General features: G+C 41.5%; 25 protein-coding genes and 1 other RNA gene. 19 read left to right on the top strand and 7 right to left on the bottom strand.

What is annotated here, in order from left to right; genetic code table 11:
* Positions 1 to 18 precede the first annotated feature (18 nt).
* Together QR42_RS09540 and QR42_RS09535 are read left to right on the top strand one after the other, a co-directional pair.
* Complete coding sequence (locus QR42_RS09540; protein ID WP_024428324.1) at positions 19 to 351, top strand: winged helix-turn-helix transcriptional regulator; 333 nt, start codon at positions 19 to 21, stop codon at positions 349 to 351.
* A 75-nt stretch (positions 352 to 426) separates the two neighbouring features.
* Complete coding sequence (locus QR42_RS09535; RefSeq protein WP_024422697.1) at positions 427 to 645, top strand: hypothetical protein; 219 nt, start codon at positions 427 to 429, stop codon at positions 643 to 645.
* 40 nt (positions 646 to 685) lie between these two features.
* On the opposite strand, the gene QR42_RS09530 is transcribed toward QR42_RS09535, so the two are convergent.
* Entirely contained in the window at positions 686 to 1,159 is a 474-nt protein-coding gene (locus QR42_RS09530; RefSeq protein ID WP_039179316.1) for an Hsp20/alpha crystallin family protein, read from the bottom strand.
* Between the two features lie 87 nt (positions 1,160 to 1,246).
* Between QR42_RS09530 and rarD the strand changes: the two genes are divergently transcribed.
* The 4 genes from rarD to bshB2 all read left to right on the top strand — a co-directional run bounded on the left by rarD (position 1,247) and on the right by bshB2 (position 3,549).
* Entirely contained in the window at positions 1,247 to 2,158 is a 912-nt protein-coding gene (gene rarD / locus QR42_RS09525; RefSeq protein ID WP_039179314.1) for an EamA family transporter RarD, read from the top strand.
* A 78-nt stretch (positions 2,159 to 2,236) separates the two neighbouring features.
* Positions 2,237 to 2,518 carry a hypothetical protein gene (locus QR42_RS09520; protein WP_024428326.1) on the top strand — a complete coding sequence of 94 codons (282 nt, stop codon included), beginning with the start codon at positions 2,237 to 2,239 and terminating at the stop codon, positions 2,516 to 2,518.
* Positions 2,515 to 2,865: a YojF family protein gene (locus QR42_RS09515; RefSeq protein WP_008359999.1), complete on the top strand. Its 351-nt coding sequence runs from the start codon at positions 2,515 to 2,517 to the stop codon at positions 2,863 to 2,865. The genes QR42_RS09520 and QR42_RS09515 overlap by 4 nt, the downstream gene beginning before the upstream one ends.
* 18 nt (positions 2,866 to 2,883) lie before the next feature.
* Entirely contained in the window at positions 2,884 to 3,549 is a 666-nt protein-coding gene (gene bshB2 / locus QR42_RS09510; RefSeq protein ID WP_039179311.1) for a bacillithiol biosynthesis deacetylase BshB2, read from the top strand.
* Positions 3,550 to 3,592: 43 nt separating this feature from the next.
* On the opposite strand, the gene QR42_RS09505 is transcribed toward bshB2, so the two are convergent.
* Both QR42_RS09505 and QR42_RS19715 read right to left on the bottom strand, forming a co-directional pair.
* Positions 3,593 to 4,954: an MATE family efflux transporter gene (locus tag QR42_RS09505; protein ID WP_039179309.1), complete on the bottom strand. Its 1,362-nt coding sequence runs from the start codon at positions 4,952 to 4,954 to the stop codon at positions 3,593 to 3,595.
* 59 nt (positions 4,955 to 5,013) lie between these two features.
* Positions 5,014 to 5,139 carry a hypothetical protein gene (locus QR42_RS19715; protein WP_008359993.1) on the bottom strand — a complete coding sequence of 42 codons (126 nt, stop codon included), beginning with the start codon at positions 5,137 to 5,139 and terminating at the stop codon, positions 5,014 to 5,016.
* An 82-nt stretch (positions 5,140 to 5,221) separates the two neighbouring features.
* Between QR42_RS19715 and cdaS the strand changes: the two genes are divergently transcribed.
* From cdaS to odhB, 7 genes are all read left to right on the top strand, one after another.
* Positions 5,222 to 5,848: a sporulation-specific diadenylate cyclase CdaS gene (cdaS, locus tag QR42_RS09500; RefSeq protein ID WP_039179307.1), complete on the top strand. Its 627-nt coding sequence runs from the start codon at positions 5,222 to 5,224 to the stop codon at positions 5,846 to 5,848.
* A 404-nt stretch (positions 5,849 to 6,252) separates the two neighbouring features.
* Positions 6,253 to 7,578, top strand: a complete 1,326-nt coding sequence (locus tag QR42_RS09495) for a C40 family peptidase (RefSeq protein WP_039179305.1) — start codon at positions 6,253 to 6,255, stop codon at positions 7,576 to 7,578.
* Positions 7,579 to 7,656: 78 nt separating this feature from the next.
* Positions 7,657 to 8,235, top strand: a complete 579-nt coding sequence (locus QR42_RS09490; protein WP_039179302.1) for a superoxide dismutase family protein — start codon at positions 7,657 to 7,659, stop codon at positions 8,233 to 8,235.
* A gap of 89 nt (positions 8,236 to 8,324) precedes the next feature.
* A complete protein-coding gene (locus QR42_RS09485) occupies positions 8,325 to 9,203 on the top strand; it encodes an ATP-binding protein (protein ID WP_024422689.1) in 879 nt (292 codons plus the stop codon).
* Positions 9,204 to 9,214: 11 nt separating this feature from the next.
* Entirely contained in the window at positions 9,215 to 11,131 is a 1,917-nt protein-coding gene (locus tag QR42_RS09480) for a vWA domain-containing protein (protein ID WP_039179299.1), read from the top strand.
* 224 nt (positions 11,132 to 11,355) lie between these two features.
* The gene (sucA, locus tag QR42_RS09475; RefSeq protein ID WP_039179296.1) at positions 11,356 to 14,190 is read left to right on the top strand and encodes a 2-oxoglutarate dehydrogenase E1 component; all 2,835 of its coding nucleotides are present in this window, start codon (positions 11,356 to 11,358) and stop codon (positions 14,188 to 14,190) included.
* Between the two features lie 14 nt (positions 14,191 to 14,204).
* Positions 14,205 to 15,461, top strand: coding sequence for a 2-oxoglutarate dehydrogenase complex dihydrolipoyllysine-residue succinyltransferase (gene odhB / locus QR42_RS09470; protein WP_039179294.1), 1,257 nt, complete (start codon positions 14,205 to 14,207; stop codon positions 15,459 to 15,461).
* 35 nt (positions 15,462 to 15,496) lie between these two features.
* Here the strand turns inward: odhB and QR42_RS09465 are convergent, their stop codons facing one another.
* The 4 genes from QR42_RS09465 to QR42_RS09450 form a co-directional block, all read right to left on the bottom strand.
* Positions 15,497 to 16,447, bottom strand: a complete 951-nt coding sequence (locus tag QR42_RS09465; protein WP_039179291.1) for a bile acid:sodium symporter family protein — start codon at positions 16,445 to 16,447, stop codon at positions 15,497 to 15,499.
* Between the two features lie 149 nt (positions 16,448 to 16,596).
* Positions 16,597 to 17,418 carry a superoxide dismutase gene (locus QR42_RS09460; RefSeq protein WP_039179288.1) on the bottom strand — a complete coding sequence of 274 codons (822 nt, stop codon included), beginning with the start codon at positions 17,416 to 17,418 and terminating at the stop codon, positions 16,597 to 16,599.
* Positions 17,411 to 19,285 (bottom strand): terpene cyclase/mutase family protein, encoded by a 1,875-nt coding sequence (locus tag QR42_RS09455; RefSeq protein WP_039179285.1) that lies wholly within the window; start codon positions 19,283 to 19,285, stop codon positions 17,411 to 17,413. The genes QR42_RS09460 and QR42_RS09455 overlap by 8 nt, the downstream gene beginning before the upstream one ends.
* A gap of 300 nt (positions 19,286 to 19,585) precedes the next feature.
* Positions 19,586 to 21,070 carry an aldehyde dehydrogenase family protein gene (locus QR42_RS09450; RefSeq protein WP_039179283.1) on the bottom strand — a complete coding sequence of 495 codons (1,485 nt, stop codon included), beginning with the start codon at positions 21,068 to 21,070 and terminating at the stop codon, positions 19,586 to 19,588.
* Between the two features lie 212 nt (positions 21,071 to 21,282).
* On the opposite strand from QR42_RS09450, the gene QR42_RS09445 reads away from it, so the two are divergent.
* The 6 genes from QR42_RS09445 to ssrS all read left to right on the top strand — a co-directional run bounded on the left by QR42_RS09445 (position 21,283) and on the right by ssrS (position 24,032).
* The gene (locus tag QR42_RS09445) at positions 21,283 to 21,495 is read left to right on the top strand and encodes a DUF6501 family protein (RefSeq protein ID WP_024422683.1); all 213 of its coding nucleotides are present in this window, start codon (positions 21,283 to 21,285) and stop codon (positions 21,493 to 21,495) included.
* Between the two features lie 49 nt (positions 21,496 to 21,544).
* Positions 21,545 to 21,682, top strand: coding sequence for a YozQ family protein (locus QR42_RS18995; protein WP_080967843.1), 138 nt, complete (start codon positions 21,545 to 21,547; stop codon positions 21,680 to 21,682).
* A 279-nt stretch (positions 21,683 to 21,961) separates the two neighbouring features.
* Complete coding sequence (locus QR42_RS09440; RefSeq protein WP_024422682.1) at positions 21,962 to 22,300, top strand: PH domain-containing protein; 339 nt, start codon at positions 21,962 to 21,964, stop codon at positions 22,298 to 22,300.
* A gap of 175 nt (positions 22,301 to 22,475) precedes the next feature.
* Entirely contained in the window at positions 22,476 to 23,123 is a 648-nt protein-coding gene (locus QR42_RS09435; RefSeq protein WP_039179280.1) for an SDR family oxidoreductase, read from the top strand.
* A 91-nt stretch (positions 23,124 to 23,214) separates the two neighbouring features.
* The gene (locus QR42_RS09430; protein WP_039179277.1) at positions 23,215 to 23,715 is read left to right on the top strand and encodes a TraR/DksA family transcriptional regulator; all 501 of its coding nucleotides are present in this window, start codon (positions 23,215 to 23,217) and stop codon (positions 23,713 to 23,715) included.
* A 132-nt stretch (positions 23,716 to 23,847) separates the two neighbouring features.
* Positions 23,848 to 24,032: non-coding RNA, 6S RNA (gene ssrS, locus QR42_RS18990), on the top strand.
* Positions 24,033 to 24,132 lie beyond the last annotated feature (100 nt).

The raw sequence follows: 24,132 nt of genomic DNA, 5'->3' as shown, positions 1-24,132 counted from the left end.
AAAGAAAGGCTGAAATTTATGGAATTCCAATTATGTCCACACATTCAGCAAGCTTTTTTACTCCTAGGCAAAAGGTGGAATGGGCTTATTATACATGTATTGCTTGATGGTCCAAAGCGTTTTAAAGACCTCACAGACACGATTCCATCTATCAGTCAAAAAATGCTTGCAGAGCGTTTAAAAGAGCTCGAGCAAGAAGGAATTATAGAGCGGACTGTCCTGCCCGAGACGCCTGTCAAAGTCATTTACAGCTTAACTGAAAAAGGGAATGCGTTACATGATGTGTTTCATGAGGTATCTCGGTGGGCAGGGGAGTATACAGACTCTCACGGCAAAAAGGAGCAAGCCTAGTTTCAGGTTTGCCCAAACATTTTGACTCTTGATGAATATGCTGATGTTAGGCACATGACAAAGGAGGAGAAATGCATGTACCCTCATACTCCGTATTTTCGAGGCGGCGCCCCTGGCATTCCGCCATATGAATCCAGAGTCCCTTTGTTTTTTGGTTTTGGCGCTCCTTTGGTCGGCGGACTGCTTGGCGGATTTCTAGGAAGTGCGATTTTTAATTATCCCCGTCCATATTACCCCCCGCCACCACCGCCTGCTCCACCACCTTATGGCGGCGGATATCCACCATATTATTAAGAAAAAAGAGTAAGCCTGCTTCCATTCCAAAGCAGGCTTTTTATAATGGAATATCAATTTCAGAAATTCCTGGATCATCATGCTTTAAAAACATAATTTCCAATATACCGTCTTGATACGACGCCTTCGTTCCTTTTCGCTTCACAGCAGCAGGGAGGACGACTTTTTTCTGCGCCCCTTCTTCAGGAAAATGATCAATAAACAGCAGATTGGCTGTATGTTTGATTTTGACTTTTTCTGTGTTTGGACGAGCAAGTTCAATTTTGACAAACACATGATCAGTCGTCTCGAACACTTCGACTTCTGGCTCTTTTTCTTTTTGAACGTCAGTTTCTCTCGTTTTTTGATTTTGAGATAGGGGGTCCTGAAATGGGAACTGAGCAGGATAATTGGAGCCGAATACACTTTCCATGACTTGATTGACATACTGCTCAACGTCTTTAGGATCTGAATTCTTTAAGGCTTCTTTTGAGAACTGCTTTTGAAAAGGGAATAATCGGTTCCAGTCGAACATGCGAATCATCCTTTCTAAATGCCCTGAATTAGTATATGCCCATTCGCCAGCGTGCGTGCTATAATATACGTTAGATTTTAGAAAGGGATGGTTACATTGAACGAACAGCATTCAAAAGGTGTTCTCTACACGGCAGCATCTTTTACACTCTGGGGTTTATTCCCGTTATATTGGAAGCTGATGGAGCATATTTCGTCAGGCGAAATTTTAGCGCACAGAATTGTATGGTCATTTGTGTTTATGTGCGGTATTCTTTTGTATTTAAAACAAGTCCGCCCAGCGATGCAGACAGTAAAGGGTCTCATACTGGATGGTAAAGCATTTTTTTCATTACTTTTATCTGCTATTTTAATTTCGGTCAACTGGTATGTATATATTTGGGCAGTCAATCATGGTCTTATGCTAGAAGCAAGTTTAGGGTACTATATTAATCCGCTTGTATCCGTTCTATTAGGGATTATTTTCTTAAAAGAACGACTTAATAAATTACAAACCATTGCCATCCTCATTGCCGCATTTGGGGTAATCCTTTCAACAGTTCAATACGGGTCATTTCCTGTCGTTGCTTTCTTATTAGCCTTTAGCTTCGGTTTTTATGGTCTGATTAAAAAAAGGATGAGCTTCACGAGCGCGATTGGTTTGACGATTGAAACGCTGCTTCTCGCACCGGCTGCACTAGTGTACTTATTATTTTTCTTAAAAGAACCTGTTGTGACTATGAATCCTAACAGCTTCGGGTCCCTCGGTCTCTTATTTTTTGCAGGTGTTTTTACAGCCGTGCCGCTTCTTTTATTTTCAGAAGGCGCAAAAAGAATTCCTCTTTATCAAGTGGGCATTTTGCAATACATTGCACCGACAATTACGCTGTTTTTAGGGCTGTTTGTCTATCACGAACACTTATCCGCAGCTAAAATTGTGACGTTTCTTTGTATTTGGGTGGCGATTTTACTGTTTACCACCTCTCAATTACGCATGAAGAAAACAGCGAATTCTCATTAAGCCAAACGAGCAGTTTGCTTTTTTTTGCAGGCGGATCATGTCATAATAAGTTGTTACCAAAACTGTAGAGGTGATCATATGTCGTCAGCTCATGAGCTTGCAGCCGCCTATCAATCTTTATGGAAAAATCGTCAGCTTGATGTTGATGATATGTCTTCTTTACACGAGGCCATATGTGATGATTTACTTGATGCACGAACTCATCCGAGGGCGAGGAAATCATTACACCAAAAGTATGTGCTTGCTGTGGAGAGAATTTTAGAAAGTGAGCTTAAGCATGATCATCAGCTGCAGCTGATCAGCTTACATACAAAAAAGCTGCGAGAATTAATTCAAAATGAAGGAAGGAACCACTCATGAAACCAATTCAAACGGAAGATGTCACAGCACATCTTGAATCGTTTTTAAATCGTCCAGTCTTCGTTCATCTTGAAACGACAACTGGTTCTTATTCAGCTCATGTAAACGAACAAAATATGACGGTTGTGGCGTATATCCGCAACGCGAAAGTCGTCTATTCACAGGCGAAAATAAAAGGACAAGGTCCATACCGTGTTGGAATGAAAACAGAAGACGGCTGGATTTACGCAGAAGGATTAACCGATTATGTGTTTGATGACCAAGGCCGCCTGCTTTTAGCTGGGCACTTGCCTGACGGGAAACTAGCGATCTCATTACAAATTAGTGAAACACCATTTCAGGTGTAGAAGAAAGGGTGACGAGTCATGAACGAACATGTACTAGTGATGCTGCCTCACCCCGATGATGAATCCTTTGGGGTTGCAGGTCTCATTGCACAAAGCAGAAAACGCGGAATTCCCGTCACATATGCATGCGGGACACTTGGGGAAATGGGCAGAAATATGGGAAGCCCAACATATGCTAACCGTGAAACACTTCCGGAATTAAGAAAACAGGAATTAATCAATGCCTGCAAAGAAATGGATATCACAGACTTACGTATGCTTGGCTTGCGTGATAAAACATTGGAATTTGAAGACGACGAGTATTTGGCAGATGTGATGGAATCCATCATTGATGAAGTCAAACCGACGCTCATTGTGACGTTTTATCCAGGACACGGTGTACACCCTGATCATGATGCCACAGGCGAAGCTGTCATTCGTGCTCTATACCGCAAGAAAAAAGAAGACCGGCCTGTCACATACTGCATGGCCATTACGAAAAATAGAGAAGAAGTGCTTGGAAATGCGGATATTGTCATTGATATTACAGATGTTGCAGATATCAAATTAAATGCACTGAGAGCGCATAGAACGCAAACAGAAGGCATGCTGAGAGAACTGGAACAAAAACTGAAAAACAAAGAACCAGTCGTCCAAAAATGGTTTGATGAAGAAATTTTCTGGACGTACCAATGGAATGATTAAACGCAAAAGCAGCTGACATAGATCAGCTGCTTTTTTGTTGTATTTAGTGGTTCGATACATATCGAAGTTGACGTTTTTGAATCAATCTGAGACGGATAAAGAGGACGATGGCACCTGCGGCAAGCCCGGCAATCAGCCCAATCCAATAACCAAACGCACCAAAGGAGGTATATGTGCCAATGAGGTAACCGGCAGGAAGACCGATGACCCAGTAAGAAACAAAAGCAGCAATCAGCGTATAATTCACGTCTTTATAGCCGCGCAGAGCCCCTTGAATGGGTGCAGCAATCGCATCTGACAGCTGGAAGAAGATCGCGTAAATCAAAAAGTGCTGTGTCATTTGTAAAACAGCAGATTCAGCTGTATATAAACCAGCGATCTCAGGTCTGAATAACAAAATAAGTGCGGCCGTACATAATGAGAATAATACCGCCGTACCAATGCCGATATAGCTGTAGCTTTGCGCGTCTTTATATCTCTTAGCCCCCGCTTCAAACCCAACAACGATCGTTAACGCCATTGAGATACTAAGCGGTAAAATATAAAGAATAGAAGCAAAGTTCATCGATGCTTGGTGACTGGCGATTGTAATGGTATCAAAGTGACCCATTAAAAGCGTCACTGCTGCAAAGATACTCGTTTCAAAAAAGATCGCAAACCCGATAGGAAGGCCAATTTTCAGTATTTGCCCTACACGGGAGATATTCATTCGAGGTAGTTTTTGAAACAAACGAAATGAGGCGAATGGCTCTGCTTTAATGACAATACAAATACTCATGATGAAAATCGCCCAATACGTCATTGCAGATGCAAGGCCGGCACCCGCACCACCAAGCTTTGGAAAGCCAAAATTCCCAAAAATCAATACGTAATTTAAAACAAAGTTAATAGGAAGTGCTGTGAGCGTGATGAACATCGTCACTCGTGTTTTCCCTAATGCATCAATAAATGACCTTAGTACCGAATAACCAAACAGCGGGATGATGCCAAACGCAAGAAAGCTGAGAAAATGCCGGGCAATATCCTCTACAGATTGCTCGAGTCCAAGTCCTCCGAGTATGTAAGGAACGCTGATCGTACCAATGACAATCACAGCGATACTTAAAAGAAAGGATAAATAAATCGCCTGAAAGACAGCCCGGGGAACATCTTCTTTATGCCCAGCCCCCATCAGCTGAGCCACAATCGGAGTAACAGCCATCAAAATACCGGCAAGCCCTGTATAAACAGGTGTCCAAATACTAGAACCGATCGCAACCCCCGCAAGGTCTTCTGCACTTACTTTTCCAGACATCACCGTATCTAAAAAGGTAATAAGTGAAAGACCTGCTTGGGTGATTAAAATCGGAATCAAAATGGTTAAAAATAGTGTCAGCTTTGCTCGAATGCTATTCGTTTCTCTCATCATAAGTTCCTCTCTGAACAGAAATAACGAGAGGAATTATATCATGCTATGTAAAAAAATCAATTCTCCGTCGGATTATTTTTCTTAGATGGCTTCGTTTTTTTAAACATTTGGGCATAAATAAAAGAAAGACTGACAACACCTAAAATGCTGCAAGCATATTGGATGATTTTCTGAATGGTCATATTAAGCTCACCTCCATACAAATAGAATGTGCACAATTTGCTATTTTATAACAACAAGCGAAAGAAGGAGGGAAAAGGTCAGATGATCCACCGGACGAACGAAGAAGTCATATTTAAAGCAGGAATGAGAACACACTTGATGAACATTATGAAGGATGCAAGTGACATCATTGATTCTCTTGATGAAACAGAGCAGTGCTTACTTTGTGATCTCGAATCATTGCATGATCAGTTTAATGAAATGCATGCAGAGGCTTCGTCGTTTTATTTACAAGCGTATATGGAAGAATTCACACCAGGATTTGCTCAATTTTCTTTAGCCATTGAGCATTTATCAAAACAAAAGCATGGCGCACTCATTGTGATCCAAAGAAGGGATGAGGTTGAGGATTTTATTCAAAAAGGGACAAATCTTCATGCGAAAATTAGTGCTTCCTTAATAGAAAGCATTTTTTACCCGGGAAATCCACTTCATGATGGGGCTCTTTTAGTCAAAGAAAATACACTTGTTTCTGCTGCAAACGTGCTGCCGCTTACATCAAAAAAAGTGAGCCCGTCGCTCGGCACAAGGCACAGGGCAGCGATCGGACTCTCTGGTATGACCGATGCACTTGTTCTTGTCGTATCAGAAGAAACGGGAAAAATGTCGTTTGCGAAAGAAGGCGTGCTTTATCCGCTTACCGTAAAAGATCCGGAAATAAGAAAATAAAAACGAACGCTGCATTCTTCATTCGGAAGGATGCTTTTTTATTTGTGGAGAAAAAATAGCCAATTAAGCAAAAAGTCATTTGATACAGAAAAATTTGTCATGTAGAATAGAACTATGAAACTAGCAGCGTGCTTGTTTTGACAAATTTCTAAACGTCAACTTAAAAATTCCTTAAAAAATGTTTATAAATAAAACAAACAGCCGATAGAAACGATATGGCTTTGTTTTTTAGCATTTTGAGTTGGCTGCTTTAGCCTATTTGTTATTGCCCAACGTCTTCATGTCGAGTAATATAATAGAAATAAAGATAAAATAGTGCAAGAGAAGCAGAACCATTAAATGCTAAACTCGAAACTAGTACATAAGTCTTAATGAACCAAAATACGAAAGGCGGAGATTTCTTTATGAAGAAAAAAGTAGTAACCGGCCTCACAGTTTCAGCGATCGCTGGCTCAGCTGTGTTTGCTGCACCGGCAGAAGCACAGACGATCAAGGTGAAAAGCGGTGACTCACTTTGGAAGATTGCCGAACAGTACAATACAAGTATTTCGGAGCTTCAATCTCTTAATCAATTAAAAACGACAATGATTTTCGCAGGACAAAGCTTGAAAATTCCTGGCGAAAAAAGCAAGAAATCCAGTTCATCAACAGGATCAAAAGCAACGAAGAAATCAAGTGCTTCAACGACTTCCAGCTACACTGTAAAGCTTGGAGATTCTTTATGGCTGATTGCAAAAAATCATAAAATGTCAGTTGCGAGCTTAAAAAGCCTAAACAGCTTAAACAGCGACTTGATTCGTCCTGGTCAAAAGCTAAAGGTATCTGGCAGCACGAAGACGAGCGGAAGCCAGTCATCAAATTCAAACTCATCTTCAAACTCCAGCTCAAGCAATAAGACAACGAACTCAAATAGTTCATCGTCTTCAAGTACATACAAGGTTAAATTAGGGGATTCTCTTTGGAAAATTGCGAATTCGCTAAATATGTCGATTGGTGAAATCAAAACATTGAACGGATTAAAATCTGATATGATTTATCCGAATCAAGTATTGAAAGTCAAAGGGACGGCTGCATCAAAACCAAGTCAGTCAAAACCTACTAAACCAAGCAATTCAAACAGTAACCAGTCTTCTAGCGGGAAAACAACATCTTATACTGTAAAATCAGGCGATTCGTTATGGAAAATTGCGAATCAATTCAAAGTACAGGTTCAATCCATCCGCACAGCCAACAGCTTGAAAAGTGATGTGCTTAGAATTGGACAAGTATTAAAAATTAATGGTGCAGTTTCCGGCTCAACTGGATCGAACGGATCTACGTCTAACGGTTCAACAACTCCGGTCAACAATAACAAAAACGATGTACCAATGAACGCAAAGATCACGACAATGATCCAAGAGGGGAAAAAGCTGACAGGCGTTCCTTACAGATGGGGTGGTAATACTCCAGCAGGATTTGACTGCAGCGGCTTTGTTTACTATCTCATTAACAAAGTTTCATCTGTATCCAGACTAAGCACAGCAGGCTACTGGAATATGATGACTTCTGTTAGCACACCACAAGTTGGAGATTTTGTTTATTTTACAACGTATAAAGCGGGCCCTTCTCATATGGGACTATACCTTGGCGGGGGAGATTTCCTTCATGCAAGTGACAATGGAGTAGGGATCTCGAACCTAAGCAACCCATATTGGAAAAAAGCCTACTTAGGTGCAAAACGTTTCTTCTAAAAAAAGCCGATTTTCGGCTTTTTTTGTTTGCCCGCTGCTGTGATTGTCCATACTGATAACAAAAGGGGGCAGTCATAAATGAAAAAGTCAGTGTGGATGATCATGATATGTTTGGTCTTTACTGCGTCAGCATGTCATGCACCGCCGAAAAAAGAAATGACAGAAGAAACAAGCGAAGTTGCCGCACCTAAACAATCACCAGTCACGACGTCACTCATAAACGAAAGCGGGCAAAAAATAGGAAGCATTGAAATCAGAGAATCCTCAGAAAATGGGCTGGATTTGCATGTGAAGGCGAAAGGGCTGCCGCCAGGTCCTCACGGTTTTCATATTCATGAAACAGGAATATGTGAAACGCCAGATTTTGAAACGGCCGGAGCTCACTTTAATCCAACCCATAGAGAACATGGTTTTGACAATCCAAAAGGGCACCATGCTGGAGATATGCCTAATTTAGAGGTAGGGGCAGATGGACAAATCGATGTTGTCGTGAACGTACCAGATGTGACGTTAAAGGGAGGCCCAAATCAATTAATCGATCAAAATGGGCGAAGCTTTATCATTCATGCAGAAGCAGATGATTATTTAAGTAACCCTTCTGGAAACTCAGGGAAACGCATCGCTTGCGGTTCAATGACAAAAGAAATGGTAAAATAACAGAAGTCTAACCTTTATGTATTGAGTGCATAAAGGTTTTTTTAGTATACTTGGTGAGGAAAATGATCGAAGAGAGGAATTAATCATACATGTTTAACGAACAATCACTCCCAGAAGAAATTCAAGCAATGATTGAAGCAAAAGCAAAAGGGCTGGAAGAAGAATTTCGTCCACTTATTGGAACAGGCGGCTATGAATCACAGGATACTTCTATCATTCAAGATGCCATGATTGCATTAGCACTAGGAAAAAACGTTCTTTTAAAGGGGCCGACCGGCTCAGGTAAAACAAAACTAGCAGAAACATTATCCGCTTTCTTTCAGCAGCCGATGCACAGTGTGAACTGCTCGGTTGATCTTGATGCAGAAAGCTTGATTGGCTATAAAACCATTCATAATGATGGTCAGGTGGCTTCGATTGAATTCATCGAAGGACCTGTGACAAAAGCAATGAAAAAAGGCCATCTTTTATATATTGATGAAATTAACATGGCGAAGCCAGAAACACTTCCTATTTTAAATGGTGTACTCGACTACAGAAAAATGATGACAAACCCATTTACAGGTGAGGTTGTTCGAGCAGAGGAAGGCTTTGGCGTCATTGCGGCAATCAATGAAGGGTATGTCGGCACAGTGCCTCTAAATGAAGCGTTAAAAAACCGATTTGTTGTCATTGACGTTCCATATATCGGCGGCGGTATCCTGAAAGATGTGCTGCAATCTCAATCTGTTTTAAAGGATGAGCGGTTAATTGATCAATTCGTTCAGCTCTCATCAGACCTTATTACACAAGCTCATAACGGACAGGTGAGTGAAGAAGCAGCATCCATCCGCGCGCTCCTAGATACTTGTGATCTTGCGCAATACATCCCGCCGCTTCGTGCCGTTGAACGAGGGATTGTTGAAAAACTGGAAGATGACCGGGAAAAAGCAGCGGTAAGAAATATCGCCCAAACATTATTCGAGTGAGGTTCTGACTTGTGAAATTTATCAAATTTAATGACAGCAGAATCGATTCATTTCTATTTATGGAATTAACGGATTTAGCTAAAACGTTAGCAAAAAGTGATGATGTCGAGCTTGAATACGGTGTCCAGTCCTACTATGAACCGTTCGAAAAGAAAATTTTCATCAGTCATTTTTGGGATGATCGTAAACAAGAAGATATGCTAGCAGGGCTGAAAAGTGATGTGTTCCTTCGTGCAGTAGGGACCGTTTATAGTGATCTTACTGTATTTCAGGAGATCGTTCGCCATGCGCACACATTATCCATTCCTGATATATGTAAACAATTGTTTATGCTGTTTGAAGATATCCGGATTGAAGAGCGGATTAAACATGGCCGCCCAGGAACAAAAAAGGTATTTAAACGAAGAAGAGAGCTGTACCGGCGTCACTTTAAGACACAATTAACGATTAACCAAGAACGAAGCATATTAACGGATGCACTCTTTTGTGCGATTTATGTGAAGCTGACAGCTGATTCTCCGCTCGAAGAGATTCCGCCTCTTCATGAGCAGATCAATCCGATGATTCCGTTTATTGAGTCAAGTCTTGAACGTGTGTATGATGCGGGTTCAACAGCAGACATTGCAGCTATTGTCAAAGAATTGATGGAAGGCTTTGATGAGCTGCTTGAAAAGGACATGCTGAATACGTACTTTTTCTTCCCTGAATTGGACTATGAACAAGCGGCAAAAGAACCGCTGTTCCATGACTTAAAAAGAAAACCTAAATTAAGTGAGGACATCAAAGTCGACCGGGAAAAAGAAGGCGATGAAGACATTCACGAAGAGTACATGGAAGTGTGGCATCGAGAAACAGAAGCGCCATCAAAAAGCTTCCTTCAATTTGATTTAGAGCACGGCGGTAAAAGTGATCTTGGTAAGGATGCAGCAAGAGAAGGCGATGACGGAGATCAGGCACTCGGAACTGTTCAAGGTTCTGCAAAGCAAACACACCGAAAAGATTATTCAAAGCTTGAGGCGCTGGAAGAGGCTGAAGGTGAAGAAAGCGGAGCAGACGGTCATGAAAATGGAAAAGAGAACAAATATGCGTTTCCAGTCATGATTTCACCAGATCCGCCTATGCCAGAACAAATCAATGTATACAAGCAGCATGCGAAGGAAATTGAGCCTTACCAAAAACGCTTAAAACAAATGATCCAAAAAACTCTTGAACATAAAAAATCTTGGCCTAAAACGGACCTTCATGCAGGACGTCTCAGCAAAAAGCTGATTCGCTACTTTACAGAGTCTAATCCGCGCCTTTTCTATAAAAAACAAGCACCGTCTTCTCAGATTGATGCTGTTTTCACCTTATTAGTAGATTGTTCAGCGAGCATGTTTGACAAGATGGACGAGACGAAAAAAGGCATTGTTCTATTTCATGAAGCGTTAAAATCCGTACAAGTCCCACATCAAATTGTTGGGTTTTGGGAAGATACAAACGACGCAACAGAAACAAGTCAGCCAAACTACTTCAACACAGTCGTGTCGTTCAAAGATTCTTTATTTGATGCAGGGCCTTCTATTATGTCTCTTGAGCCAGAAGAGGATAACCGGGATGGTTATGCGATCCGCCAAATGACAAAGATGATTTTAAAGCGAAGAGAAGAGCAAAAGTTTCTGATTGTCTTTTCAGACGGAGAGCCAGCTGCATTCAGCTACGAACAAAATGGGATTGTCGATACGCATGAAGCAGTTCTTGAAGCGAGGAAAAAGGGCATTGAGGTGATCAATGTGTTTTTATCCAATTCGCCGATAGAAGAAGCACAGATGAAAACCATTCAAGATATGTATGGCAAGTTCAGCATTTTTGTACCAGATGTCGATACATTGCCAGATGTTTTATATCCACTACTGAAGAAACTGCTGCATAAAAGCATTGGGGCATAAGGTTTTGCCCCTTTCTTTAAATTATTTTTCGGAATGATTTAAATTTTTTGTTTTTCTGTGAATTTTTTATCTTTAATTGAACAAAGAATGTAGAAAGTAATCCAAAACAGTGGTAGAATATTATTGGAAGCGTTTTATTACATAAATTTGGTCATTGTGTTCTGGAAGTTATATCGAGATAGTGTTCAATCACTTGATGATCAAAGTTGGGGGTAGTGTTCAAAATGTTTCAAAATGATGTGAAACAACCGTTGAGTTGGGAAGAATTTCATGGTCCGAACCTCGGCTATGTGCTCGAGCTCTACGATCAGTATGTCCAGGATCCTACTAGTGTTGATGAAGATCTAAGAGGCATATTTGATGAACTTGGTGCACCACCGAGTGAAATGAAGGAGGAAATTGGGAAAAAAGAAAATAGCGTAGTTACTTCTGAACAAATCCAAAAGATAGCATCAGTCGTTAAACTGGCAGAAGACATCAGAACGTATGGCCATTTAAATGCTTCCGTCAATCCTCTTCGCAAAGAAAAGGAATTACAAGAACTGTTTCCTTTAAAGGAGTACGGTTTAACAGAAGAAGATGTCAAGAATATTCCGATATCTATTATTAGTCCGGATGCACCAAAACACATTTCAAACGGCATAGAAGCCATTAACCATTTGAGAAATACGTATAAGCGTACCATTTCATTTGAGTTTGATCACGTACATGACTTCGAAGAGCGAAACTGGCTCTCAAAATCAATTGAGTCTGGTGAACTATTTAAGAAAAAACCATCAGACAAACTAGTTTCTGTATTCAAGAGATTAACAGAAGTTGAGCAGTTCGAGCAGTTTCTTCATAAAACATTTGTTGGGCAAAAGCGCTTTTCTATAGAAGGTTTAGACGCACTTGTCCCAGTACTTGATGAAATTATTTCAGAGTCCGTAACACAAGGGACTTCAAATATTAACATTGGAATGGCACACAGAGGCCGTTTAAATGTATTAGCACATGTGTTAGGGAAGCCATATGAGATCATTTTCTCAGAATTCCAGCATGCGCCAAATAAAGAGCTTGTTCCATCAGAAGGCTCTATCGGCATCAGCTATGGATGGACCGGGGATGTTAAGTACCATCTTGGAGCTGACCGTCAAATCAAAGACGAAGATACAAAGAGTGCGAGAGTCACGCTTGCTAATAACCCAAGTCACTTGGAGTTCATTGATCCAATCATTGAAGGAAGCACGCGTGCTGCTCAGGAATCACGTACTCAAAAAGGCTATCCAGTTCAAGACGTTGAAAAAGCGTTAGCCATCTTAATTCATGGGGATGCAGCATTCCCTGGAGAAGGAATTGTGGCAGAAACATTAAATTTAAGTCAACTTGTAGGCTATCAAGTGGGCGGAACCATCCATATTATTGCCAACAATATGATCGGGTTTACAACGGAAAGCAATGAATCTCGTTCGACGAAATATGCAAGTGACCTTGCAAAAGGGTTTGAGATTCCTATTGTTCACGTCAATGCAGATGATCCAGAAGCGTGTTTAGCGGCTGTTCAGCTAGCTGTAGAATACCGCAAACGTTTCAAGAAGGATTTCCTTATTGACTTGATCGGCTACCGCAGATATGGTCATAACGAAATGGATGAGCCTTCTACAACTCAGCCAATGCTGTACGATGCGGTCAGAAAGCACAAAACGGTCAAGAATATCTTTGCAGATAAACTTGTCTCAGAAGGTCTTTTGACAAAAGAGCAGCGTGAAGAAATCGAGCAGGCTGTGACGGCAAAAATAGAAGAAGCCTATAAAAAGGTGCCTTCAAAGAAAGAGCATACGATTCAAGAAATCGAACTGCCGGAGCCTGTATCAAACGGCTTCCCAGCAGTGGATACATCAGTAGAATTTGATGTATTGCGAAAGCTGAATGAAGAATTGATCAGCTGGCCGAATGATTTCCAAGTATTTGGTAAGCTGAAGCGGATCCTTGAAAAACGTGCAAAAGTGTTTACAGATGACCGTAAAGTAGAATGGTCACTTGGGGAAGCACTCGCATTTGCATCTATATTAAAAGACGGTACGCCAATTCGAATGACCGGACAGGATTCAGAGCGTGGTACTTTCGCTCAAAGAAACCTTGTGCTTCACGACAGTCAAACGGGTGATGAATTTATTGCTCTTCATGAACTGAGTGATGCAAATGCATCGTTTACTGTTCATAACAGTCCACTGTCAGAAGGCTCAGTCATCGGATTTGAATATGGTTATAATGTCTATTCTCCTGAAACGTTAGTGATTTGGGAAGCTCAATTCGGAGACTTCGCAAATGCGGCTCAAGTGTATTTCGATCAATTTATCTCAGCTGGCCGTGCAAAATGGGGACAAAAATCAGGTTTAGTGATGCTGCTGCCTCATGGATATGAAGGACAAGGTCCTGAGCATTCAAGTGGAAGAACAGAGCGCTTCCTGCAATCAGCTGCTGAGAATAACTGGACAGTTGCGAATCTGACAAGTGCAGCGCAATATTTCCATATTCTTAGAAGACAGGCGAAAATGCTGCTTCGTGAAGAGATTCGTCCGCTTGTCATTATGACACCGAAGAGTCTGCTTCGTAACCCGAACACATTGTCTGAGGTCCAAGAATTAACGGATGGACAGTTCCGTCCAGTTCTTGAACAGCCAGGTCTTGTACATGATCACGAAAAAGTATCGCGTCTCGTGCTATCTAGCGGGAAGGTATCCATTGATATTAGTGATCGTTTTACTCAAATGGAAGAGCCGAAAGATTGGCTTCACGTTGCAAGAGTGGAACAGCTGTATCCGTTCCCAGCCAAAGATATTAAAGGAATTTTAACAAAGCTGACAAACTTAGAAGAAATCGTATGGGTGCAAGAAGAACCGCAAAATATGGGAGCTTGGGGATACATTGAGCCATATTTACGTGAAATTGCGCCTGAAAAAGTAAAAGTACGTTACATCGGCCGAAGAAGACGTTCAAGTACGGCTGAGGGTGATCCAACTGTGCATAAAAAAGAACAAGAACGAATTGTATCTGATAGCTTGACTCGCAAAAACTAAGGGGGAAATGAAAAATGGCGGAAATTAAAGTACCTGAATTAGCGGAATCAATCTCGGAAGGAACGATTGCTCAATGGCTAAAGCAGCCGGGCGATTATGTGGAGCAGGGGGAGTACCTGCTGGAACTTGAAACAGATAAAGTCAATGTCGAACTGACTGCTGAAGAATCTGGTGTATTAAAAGAAGTGCTCAAAGATTCTGGTGACACTGTACAAGTTGGAGAGGTCATCGGAACGATTGCAGCAGGTGAAGCTGGCGGAAGCGAGTCCGCAGCTCCAGCACCTGAGCAAGCTTCTGCACCAGCTTCGAAAGAAGAACCGGCAGCTGCTCAAAAAGAAGAAGCAGTGAAAGAAGAGCCGAAAGCTGGTAATGGCAGAACCATCGCTTCTCCTGCAGCTAGAAAACTAGCGAGAGAGAAGGGATTAGACTTATCTGAGATTCCAACCGTAGATCCGCTGGGCAGGGTACGAAAGCAGGATGTCGCTTCTTATCAAAAGAATGAAGCACCTGCAAGTGCACCGAAAGCCGCGCCAAAAGCAAATGCGGCGGTGCAAACTGAACAACCAGGAAAGCCAGTTGAACGTGAAAGAATGTCACGCCGCAGACAAACAATTGCAAAACGTTTAGTTGAAGTTCAACAAACGGCTGCGATGCTGACGACATTTAATGAAGTCGATATGACAGCTGTGATGGATTTAAGAAAGCGTCGTAAAGATGCCTTCCTAGAACAAAATGATGTCAAGCTTGGCTTCATGTCCTTCTTTACAAAAGCAGTTGTAGCAGCACTGAAGAAATATCCGCTGCTTAACGCAGAAATTCAAGGTGATGAGCTTGTCTTGAAGAAATTCTATGACATCGGCATCGCTGTTGCTGCAAACGAAGGTCTTGTCGTACCAGTTGTCCGTGATGCAGACAGATTGTCATTTGCAGGGATTGAAAAAGAAATTGGTCATCTTGCGAAAAAAGCAAGAGATAACAAATTGGCTCTTAGTGAGTTACAAGGTGGATCATTTACGATCACAAACGGCGGAACATTTGGTTCTCTGCTTTCAACACCGATTTTAAACAGCCCGCAAGTTGGAATTTTAGGAATGCATAAAATTCAGCTTCGTCCGGTGGCGATTGATGAAGAACGTTTTGAGAACCGTCCGATGATGTATTTAGCTCTTTCTTACGACCACCGTATTGTCGATGGTAAAGAAGCAGTTGGATTCCTCGTTACGATTAAAAACCTGCTTGAAGATCCTGAGCAGCTATTGCTTGAAGGATAATTTTCCATTATAAAAAGCTAGCACCTGTTAAGGTGCTAGCTTTTTTTCTTTTCACTGTCAGGTTGTCCTCGTTTTGACCAATATGTCGCAAGCCATGAACCAGATAAGTTATGCCATACACTAAAAATCGCACTTGGTACGGCTGCGAGAGGCGAGAAATGTGCTGTTGCAAGGGCTGCACCAAGCCCGGAGTTTTGCATGCCTACTTCAATCGAAATCGCTCTTTGAGAAGGGATATCCATTTTGCACCATTTTGCGATCAGGTAACCAAATAAAAGACCGAGCCCATTATGTAAAATGACAACGGCCAATATCAGCAAACCAGATTGAAGAATCTGCTCTTTATTTGCACTGACAACCGCTGCAATGATCACCACAATTCCAGCAACAGATACAAGCGGCAATGCTTGAACCGCATAGTTTACTTGTTTTTTGAAAAACACCTTAACAATAACCCCTAAGATAATAGGAATAAGCACAACTTGGACAATCGACAAAAATAATGCCTCCGGTGATACAGGTAACCATGATCTTGCAAAGATAAAAATAAAAAGAGGCGTTAAAAAGGGAGCAAGAAGGGTCGATATAGTTGTGACCGCTACGGATAAGGCCATATTGCCTTTTGCTAAAAAGGTCATGACATTGGATGCAGTACCGCCTGGGCAGCAGCCCACAAGAATAACTCCTACTGCAATTTCAGATGGCAGCCGTAATCCGTAAGCTAATAGAAAGGCGATCAGCGGCATGAGTGTGTACTGCGCCAAAACCCCGATTAGCACATAGAGAGGTTTACGAAAAAGCTCCTTAAAATCTTCACCTGATAACGTAAGCCCCATCCCAAACATAATGATTCCTAGTAAAAAAGGGATATACGGTCCAATCTGAGAAAATACGTCAGGAAAAGCAAATCCAAGACATGCAAAGATAATGACCCAGATTGCGAAGGTTCTTCCTGCAAATTGACTAATGGTTAAAAGAATGTTCATTCATTGCTTCATCTCACTTTCCTCACATATCTTTCCTATTTTAAACGAATTTTCTGAAAAAACAACCCGTTCTTTATAAAGGTGTTGATAATTTAATTATGTAAACTAAAAATACCCCATATAAGCATGAGCCTATATGGAGCATCGTCTTAAAAAGGGGTCCACTTCACTTGCTGTGCTTGCTTAAGCCTTGCTTCTGGCTCACGCCAGTCAACTACATTCCACCAACGATCTACGTATTTCGGTTTTTCATTCAGATATTGAAGATAGTAGGCGTGCTCCCATACATCAAGGGCTAAAAGAGGGATTACGTCCCATTGTGACAAAAATTGATGGCGTTCTGCTTGTAAAATCTCTAATCGCTGGGATCTGGGCGCCCAAACGAGAATGGTCCAGCCGACACCCTCTACTTGTTTGGCCGCTGCTGAAAATTGAGATTTAAATGCGTCATAGCTGTCAAATGATTGTTCAATGAGACGAAGCATTTGTCCAGTGGGCTTTCGTTTTCCTGAAGGACTCATGGAAAACCAAAAAATACAATGTAAATAGTGCCCCGCACCATTGAAGGCAAGCTCTCTTTCCCAATGCTTGATCATTTTAAAATCATTGGTTCTTCTTGCATTTTTTAATGCAAGCTCAGCTTGGTTCAAACCATCAACATATGATTGATGATGCTTCTGGTGATGCAAATACATAATTTCTTTTGAAATAAACGGTTCTAGTGCATCATACCGGTAAGGGAGAGGAGGTAGCTTATGATTTCCCGCTGCTACCACTCGCATGTCTTCTTGTGGTTTCATGTCCTCAGAAATACGTTCTGCCAGTTCGTACCACTCTTGTTCACTGGAATGTTCATCATCCATTGAAAACCATAAATGGTCTACTTTTTGACGGATGTTGTCATCTTGAATCGCGGGTTGAATGGAGCTAAGCCACTCTTTGAGCTGCATTCGATACTGTTCCTTATTCATTCTTACGCCTCATTTCATCTAAAAATGTAGAACAAGTCATCATGGGAAAGACAAATGGGTAGCTATGATAGGTGATGTAAAATTGCTTTGGCAGGCCAATGCCCACTGGATAGTGCAAGGCTTCACTCGTGTGCTGATGATGGATCAAAAATGAGATGGCTTTTAAAATCGCTTTGTCATCTGGCTTCTCATATTGTAAAAGTGCCTCTGCTGCCCAAGCCGTCTGAACCACTGTGCCAAACGGGAGGGGGACATACGTTTTTACCTCTGCACTTTTACACGATTCTCCGAAGCTGCCATCTTCTCGTTGAATCTGCTTTAAAAATTGGCACGCTTTTTGAACAGCAGGATGGGTGGAGGGGATGCCGGCCGCTTTTAGTCCTGTTAATGCTGCCCACGTTCCATAAATATAGCAAACACCCCATCTGCCAAACCATGATCCATTTTTCTCTTGGTGATCTAGGAGCCACTTGACACATCGATCTTTTTGCCTGTGAAGAGGAGGTGACATGTTTTTCTCTTCAAGACCAATGAGATGAAGCACCCGGCCTGTAATATCGGGAGTCGATGGATCGATCGCTGCATCCTCCGCAGATTCAAGCGGCAGATGTCGAAGCAGGAAGTGATCTTGATTTTTTTCAAAAGCAGAGAATCCGCCGTCACGGTTTTGCATGGAAAGAAGCCAATGAAATCCTCGTTTCCATTGAACTGGTGCGTATGTTCGCGGAATGGCTTTTAAGACAATTTGCGTATCATCACAATCAGGGTTATTTGTGTTGATATCTGAAAAACCAAAGCCTCCCGGGGCAGCATGACGGTTATGAATCGCCCAATCTGCTTTCTTCATTTGCTGCCGGTTCAGCAAGTATGAGAAAGACTTAGTGATGACTGGGTCTTCTTGTTTTTTGCCAGCTTTTTGAGAAGCGTAACTGACAAGCGCTGTATCCCAAACTGTGGATGTGGAATTTTCTGCATACATTCTGCCCTGACAGACAGTGACTAGCTTTTTCATGCCTTTGACTGCTTTTAAAATGAGATGATGTCCCGGGGAGTACCCAAGACTCATAAGTGCATAGACCATAAAAATACTGGCACTTAAATAGCTGTACAGCGTGCCATCTTTTTCAAGGCGATCAAACATATATCGCTTTGCTGCTTCATATCCGAAAAAGTCCAGCCGGCTGTCGAGTGCTGTATACGATCGCATGTAAGTCAGAAAGTGTTGAGCGGAACGTTCTTCTCTTGCCATAAACCAGTCAAATGGATTCTTAGACATGTTTGCATCAAGGTGTGCCAAACTTGGAAATGTCTCATGAGAGGTATATCGTTTGTTGAGTGCAATCATCATTGGTACAAAGTGAATTCTTGCATATGCACTAAGATGATAAAAGTGCAGCGGAAAGTATGTAGGGATGAGTAAAAAGGAAAGTGGTGCATAGAAATACGGCCAAGGGTGCATGCCGTTGACGGCGAGCATCCACTTTGTCATAAAGTGAACGTTCTTTAATCCGCCTTTTGAACGTATATATTGCGCTGCTTTTTCCATATGAGGCTCATCTTGTTGAAACCTGCCTGATACGAGCATTCCGCAATAGCCCTGCACAGTGGCAGTTACATGTCCCGTTTGATCATGATACAAAGAAAAAGACCCATCCTCATTTTGTTTTTCGCGTATCGCTTCTGCTAATTGATGAACCAACGCCTGATCTGAATCACCGACAGCCTTTAACAGCATAATCAAAAAAGCATTTGTCATCATAGGACCTTCAAAGCAGAAAACAAAGGCGCCATCTTCTCTTTGTCTTCGCTGCATTTGTATGTGCAATTCTTCGATAAATTCGTTTACTTTCAATTGAAAATCTTGCATATGCGGCCATGCTCCTTTCCTTTCATACTATATTCAGGAGCCGGCCTGTCACATGCAAACACAAAAAAAGCCGATGACAGGGTCACCGGCTCAGCGTGTAGACAAACCCTCGCATTCGGTGTCAGGTATGTGCGCTGGTGCTCACGAATGTCAATTCGCTCCGCGCCAGTGCTCGTCCTTCCTAGACTGCAAAGGTTTTCTATCACGCTGAAAAGAAGACAAAGTGCTAAAATAAAAATCATTTTAGCACTTTGTCAACGATCTGAGCCGATGACAGGGTCAAAGGCTTTCTTGACGTCATTAGTCTTGGAGATTAATCCATACACTTTTAACTTCTGTATAGTTGTTAAGGGCATATGACCCCATTTCTCTGCCAAGACCTGATTGCTTATATCCTCCAAACGGGGAGGCGGCATCAAAGACATTATAGCAGTTGACCCAAATTGTTCCTGCTTCAAGACGTGCAGCAATATCGTGGGCATGCTTTAAGTTTTCTGTCCAAAGTCCTGCTGCTAATCCATATTCAGACTGGTTGGCCCGTTCGACCACTTCATCAATGGAATCGTAAGGAATTGCAGATAAAACAGGTCCGAAGATTTCTTCTTTGGCAATGGTCATTTCATCTTCTACATCTTTAAAAATAGTAGGGGAGACGAAATAGCCAGCCTCATAAGGGCAATCGCCACCGACAACGGCTGTTGCCCCTTCGGATTTACCTTTTTCAATATAGCCTAATACGCGTTCGTGCTGTTCTTTACTTACAAGAGGTCCAATTTGTGTATCTTGATGAAGACCAGCGCCTTGTTTGAGGGATCCTGCATATTTGGCCATTTGATCGACCACTTCATCATATTGGCTCCGGTGAACAAAGACTCTGGAGCCCGCGCAGCATACTTGACCTTGGTTAAACATGACGCCATTTAAAGCACCTGGAATGGCTTTCTTTAAATCAGCATCAGGTAAAATAATATTCGGTGATTTTCCGCCAAGCTCTAATGTGACCCTCTTAATGGTTTTAGCCGCTTTCTCCATAATTAATTTTCCAACGCTTGTTGACCCTGTGAAGGCAAGCTTGTTCACATCAGGATGTTCAGTTAAGGCATTTCCGGCTGTTTCGCCAAATCCAGGAACGATGTTAATCACGCCTTCTGGGAAGCCGGCTTTGTCCACTAATTCTGCTAAATAAAGAGCAGAGAGTGGAGTTTGTTCGGCTGGCTTTAAAACGATGGTGCATCCTGTTGCAAGTGCGGCACCCATTTTCCACATGGCCATGAGCAGCGGGAAGTTCCATGGGATGATTTGTCCTACAACGCCAACCGGCTCATGGCGGGTATAATTAAAATATCCTTGACTGACAGGAATGGTTTGTCCATTCATTTTTGTCGTCCAGCCTGCATAATAGCGCATGTGCTCAATAGCGAGGGGGATATCTGCATTTGTTGTTTCATTAATCGGTTTTCCATTATCTAAAGTTTCAAGCTGTGCAAGCTCTTCTTGATTTTCTTCCATTAAATCAGCAAGCTTGAACATGAGGCGGGCGCGTTCAGCGGCAGACATTGAGCGCCAAGGACCATGAAAGGCTTTTTTTGCAGCTTTTACTGCCTCATCAATATCTTTTTCACCTGCTTCATATACATCAATAAGGGTTTCGCCTGTGGCTGGGTTAGGAGTAGCAAAGGTTTTATTATCGTGACTTGTGACAAACTGACCGTTAATGTAGAGTTTTTTCGTCCCTTGGAGAAAAGATTCGAGTTTTGAACTAATTTGAAGTGTTGTAGAGCTCATAAATAAACAAACCTCCTTAAAGATATGGATTGTTTTCTGCGAGTTCTAGGTGAGAAAAGCGGACATGCAACGAAACAGTATACGCACAAAAATGTAAACGTATACAATTATCATATTACACGACATGTTTGAAAGCAATCCATAACACTCATTGCATTTCGCGAAAATTTGGCTACAATAAATGTATAGATGAAAAAAGGAGTTTTTAAATCATGATCCATCAAAACTGGCAAACAGCTCAAACGTTAAAACAAGTAAAATGTGTACATACAAATGCGAAAAAATATATGGTCGACCGGGCATTAACGGTTGGAAGCACATATGAAGTGAAAAATGAAACAGAGGAATTCCTGTTTGTCGTTGATAATACGGGTAAAGTAGGCGGGTATTACAAGGAGTATTTCGAAGATATTTCGGCTGAATGATTTTGAGGGTCATCACTCATACTAAGAAAAACAGTAAAGGGTGATGATGATGAAAAAGCAGCAAAATGACGAGCAGCAAAATCAAAATGCATGGCATGAACACGAAGATGCTGATATGGCGATTACGCTTGAACAGATTTCCGATGTGTATGCCGAGGGAACGATTGATACACCAAAAGACGAATAGGTATTTAAAAACAGTGATTTGGCATAATCACTGTTTTTTTATTGGAATGATTCAGCATTTTTTCTCGAAAAGAACTGAAACTTTTTTCCTGCTTTAACAGTCTAAATAAATAGAGGAAAGAGCATCGGATCAAAAAGAAAAAGTTAAATGAAATTTAATCTATTCGTAATGGAATAACGATCATTTATAGCGTATTCTATAAGTGAGAATAAAACGTACCCACAGAGCCGTGTGGCCGTTTTGTCATAAAGGAATTTGATGCAGGAAGAGGGGGTTTACGTGGGTATTTTTTCTGTCAGTAAACAAAATGATAAGAAATTCGAATCCTTATTGATTGAAGGGGAAAGAATTGAGGCTGTTTACAGACTGCGTCACGACCAAATTTGCTTTACAAATAAACGACTGATCTTTGGCGATAACCGCGTATTTTCTAAGAAGAAAGTCAGGGTCTCCTTGCCGTATCGATCAATTGAAAGTTTTGCCATTCAAGAAGCTGGCGTGTTTGATCAGGACACAGGTATGCTGCTTGTCACAAGCTCAAAAGTATTTGAACTCGACTTTTCCAAAGAGACGGATTTGAGTGATGTGCAAGCCATTTTGACAAAACATCTTTGCTGATCAATCTTGCGATTACATAGATCATATGCACTTTTCTCATTCTTCGTTCTTATTTTCATAGATCGCACATTTCTGAGCCTTTCCCATCTGATGGGAAGGGCTTTTTTCTGCTTAAGTGTTTGAATGATAGCAAAAAAGGTTAAAGATGAAACAGATACAGAAAGGAGAATGAACTATGAAAGTGTTAGTTGCAGGAGCAAATGGACATACAGGAAGACTTGTCGTTCGTTATTTAAAAGAAAAAGGACATGAGCCGCTTGCTCTCATTCGAGATGAAAAACAAGCTGATGCGCTAAAAGAACTTGGTGCAGCACCTGTCATCGGTGATCTTGAAAAAGATGTGACAGATGCTGTGAAACAAGCAGACGCTGTCATCTTTGCAGCTGGTTCAGGCTCAAAAACAGGTGCGGATAAGACCATTGCGGTCGATCAAGAAGGGGCAAAACGCCTCGTTGATACAGCGAAAAAAGAAAACATCCAGCATTTTGTTATGCTCAGTTCCTATAATGCCGATGACCCGAACCAGGGAAAAGGGCAAGGAAGTATGGAAACTTATTATGAAGCGAAAAGAAAAGCTGATGAACACTTAAAACAGTCTGGTCTTTCCTATACGATTGTCCGCCCGGGTGCCCTGCTGCATGAAGAGAAGACTGGAAAGATTGAAGCTGCCGAGCATATTCCAGATGATCAGAACATCGAGATTTCAAGAGAGGACGTAGCCATTGTTCTTGTGGAGAGCTTAACAGAATCGAATGTGAAAAATAAGTCCTTTGACTTGATTAAAGGAGATAAACCAATCGAAGAAGCACTTCGCCATCTGTAAGAGAAAAAAGCTGCTGCCAAATAGGCGGCGGCTTTTTTGATGTTTTCTTTTCCCTTCCAGCGGGAAGGTAATGAGAAAGGAGTGATTGACCGTGGGCTTAACGAAAGAACAACAAGCTGATTTATACGAAAGATTGATTCAACTAAAAGAAGATGTGAAGGGATCAAAAAAGAAAGAAGAATCTATGCTCGTTGAATCGAGTGAGATATCAAATGGTGTTGGGAATCATATCGCTGATCATGGGAGCATCTATTTAGACCGCATGACAGAACAAACGCTGGATCAAGTCGATGATCAACTTGAAGGTGAAATCGATGCAGCACTGAAACGAATGGAAGACGGAACATATGGGATTTGTGAGAAAACAGGAAAAGAGATCCCATATGAGCGTTTAAAAGCAGTTCCATATACACGCTTTTCAATTGGTGCAAAGAAAAATGAGGAAACAACTCAAGATCCAAACGAGTTTGACCGTTCATTCTCCGATCAAATGCGTGACTTAACGAATAGAGAAACAATGGATCAAATGCATTCAGATACGTATGAAAGACTCGAGGAAGAGCAGGATATTGATGTGGAGGAAGAAAAATAGCAATATATGAGAAGGTTAAATTTTTTCAGAATAATGTTTCCATATGTACTCGTGGACAAAAATCTTGTATACATGAGTATTTCAAAGAAAAAAGATCTCTTGAAATTTAATTAACTTTCGTGTAGTATAGTTTAAAGGCTGCGATGCGCGTAATGTTAATTAAGTTTTAACCTTTAAGCTGTAATAGGGAGTTTTATATTGAAGCCGGAATGTCATGCCTCCTAGAGAGGAAGACAGGAACGTTTCTGCAAACACCCACTTTGAGGAGTGGTGGTTTAAAACTTTCTTACTTAGATTACGGCATCCGCAGCTTTTCCTAGGATGATTCAAGCCATTTTCCATTTCGGAAAATGGCTTTTTATTTTGTGAAAAAACGAAATTGCACAGACCGCCGGATGAAGAAGGAATGTATGTTAA

This window comes from Bacillus sp. WP8, assembly GCF_000800825.1.
GTDB classification, from domain to species: domain Bacteria; phylum Bacillota; class Bacilli; order Bacillales; family Bacillaceae; genus Bacillus; species Bacillus safensis.
Note: the sequence above shows the minus strand (reverse complement) of the source record. Positions and strands in the feature narration are given on the sequence as shown.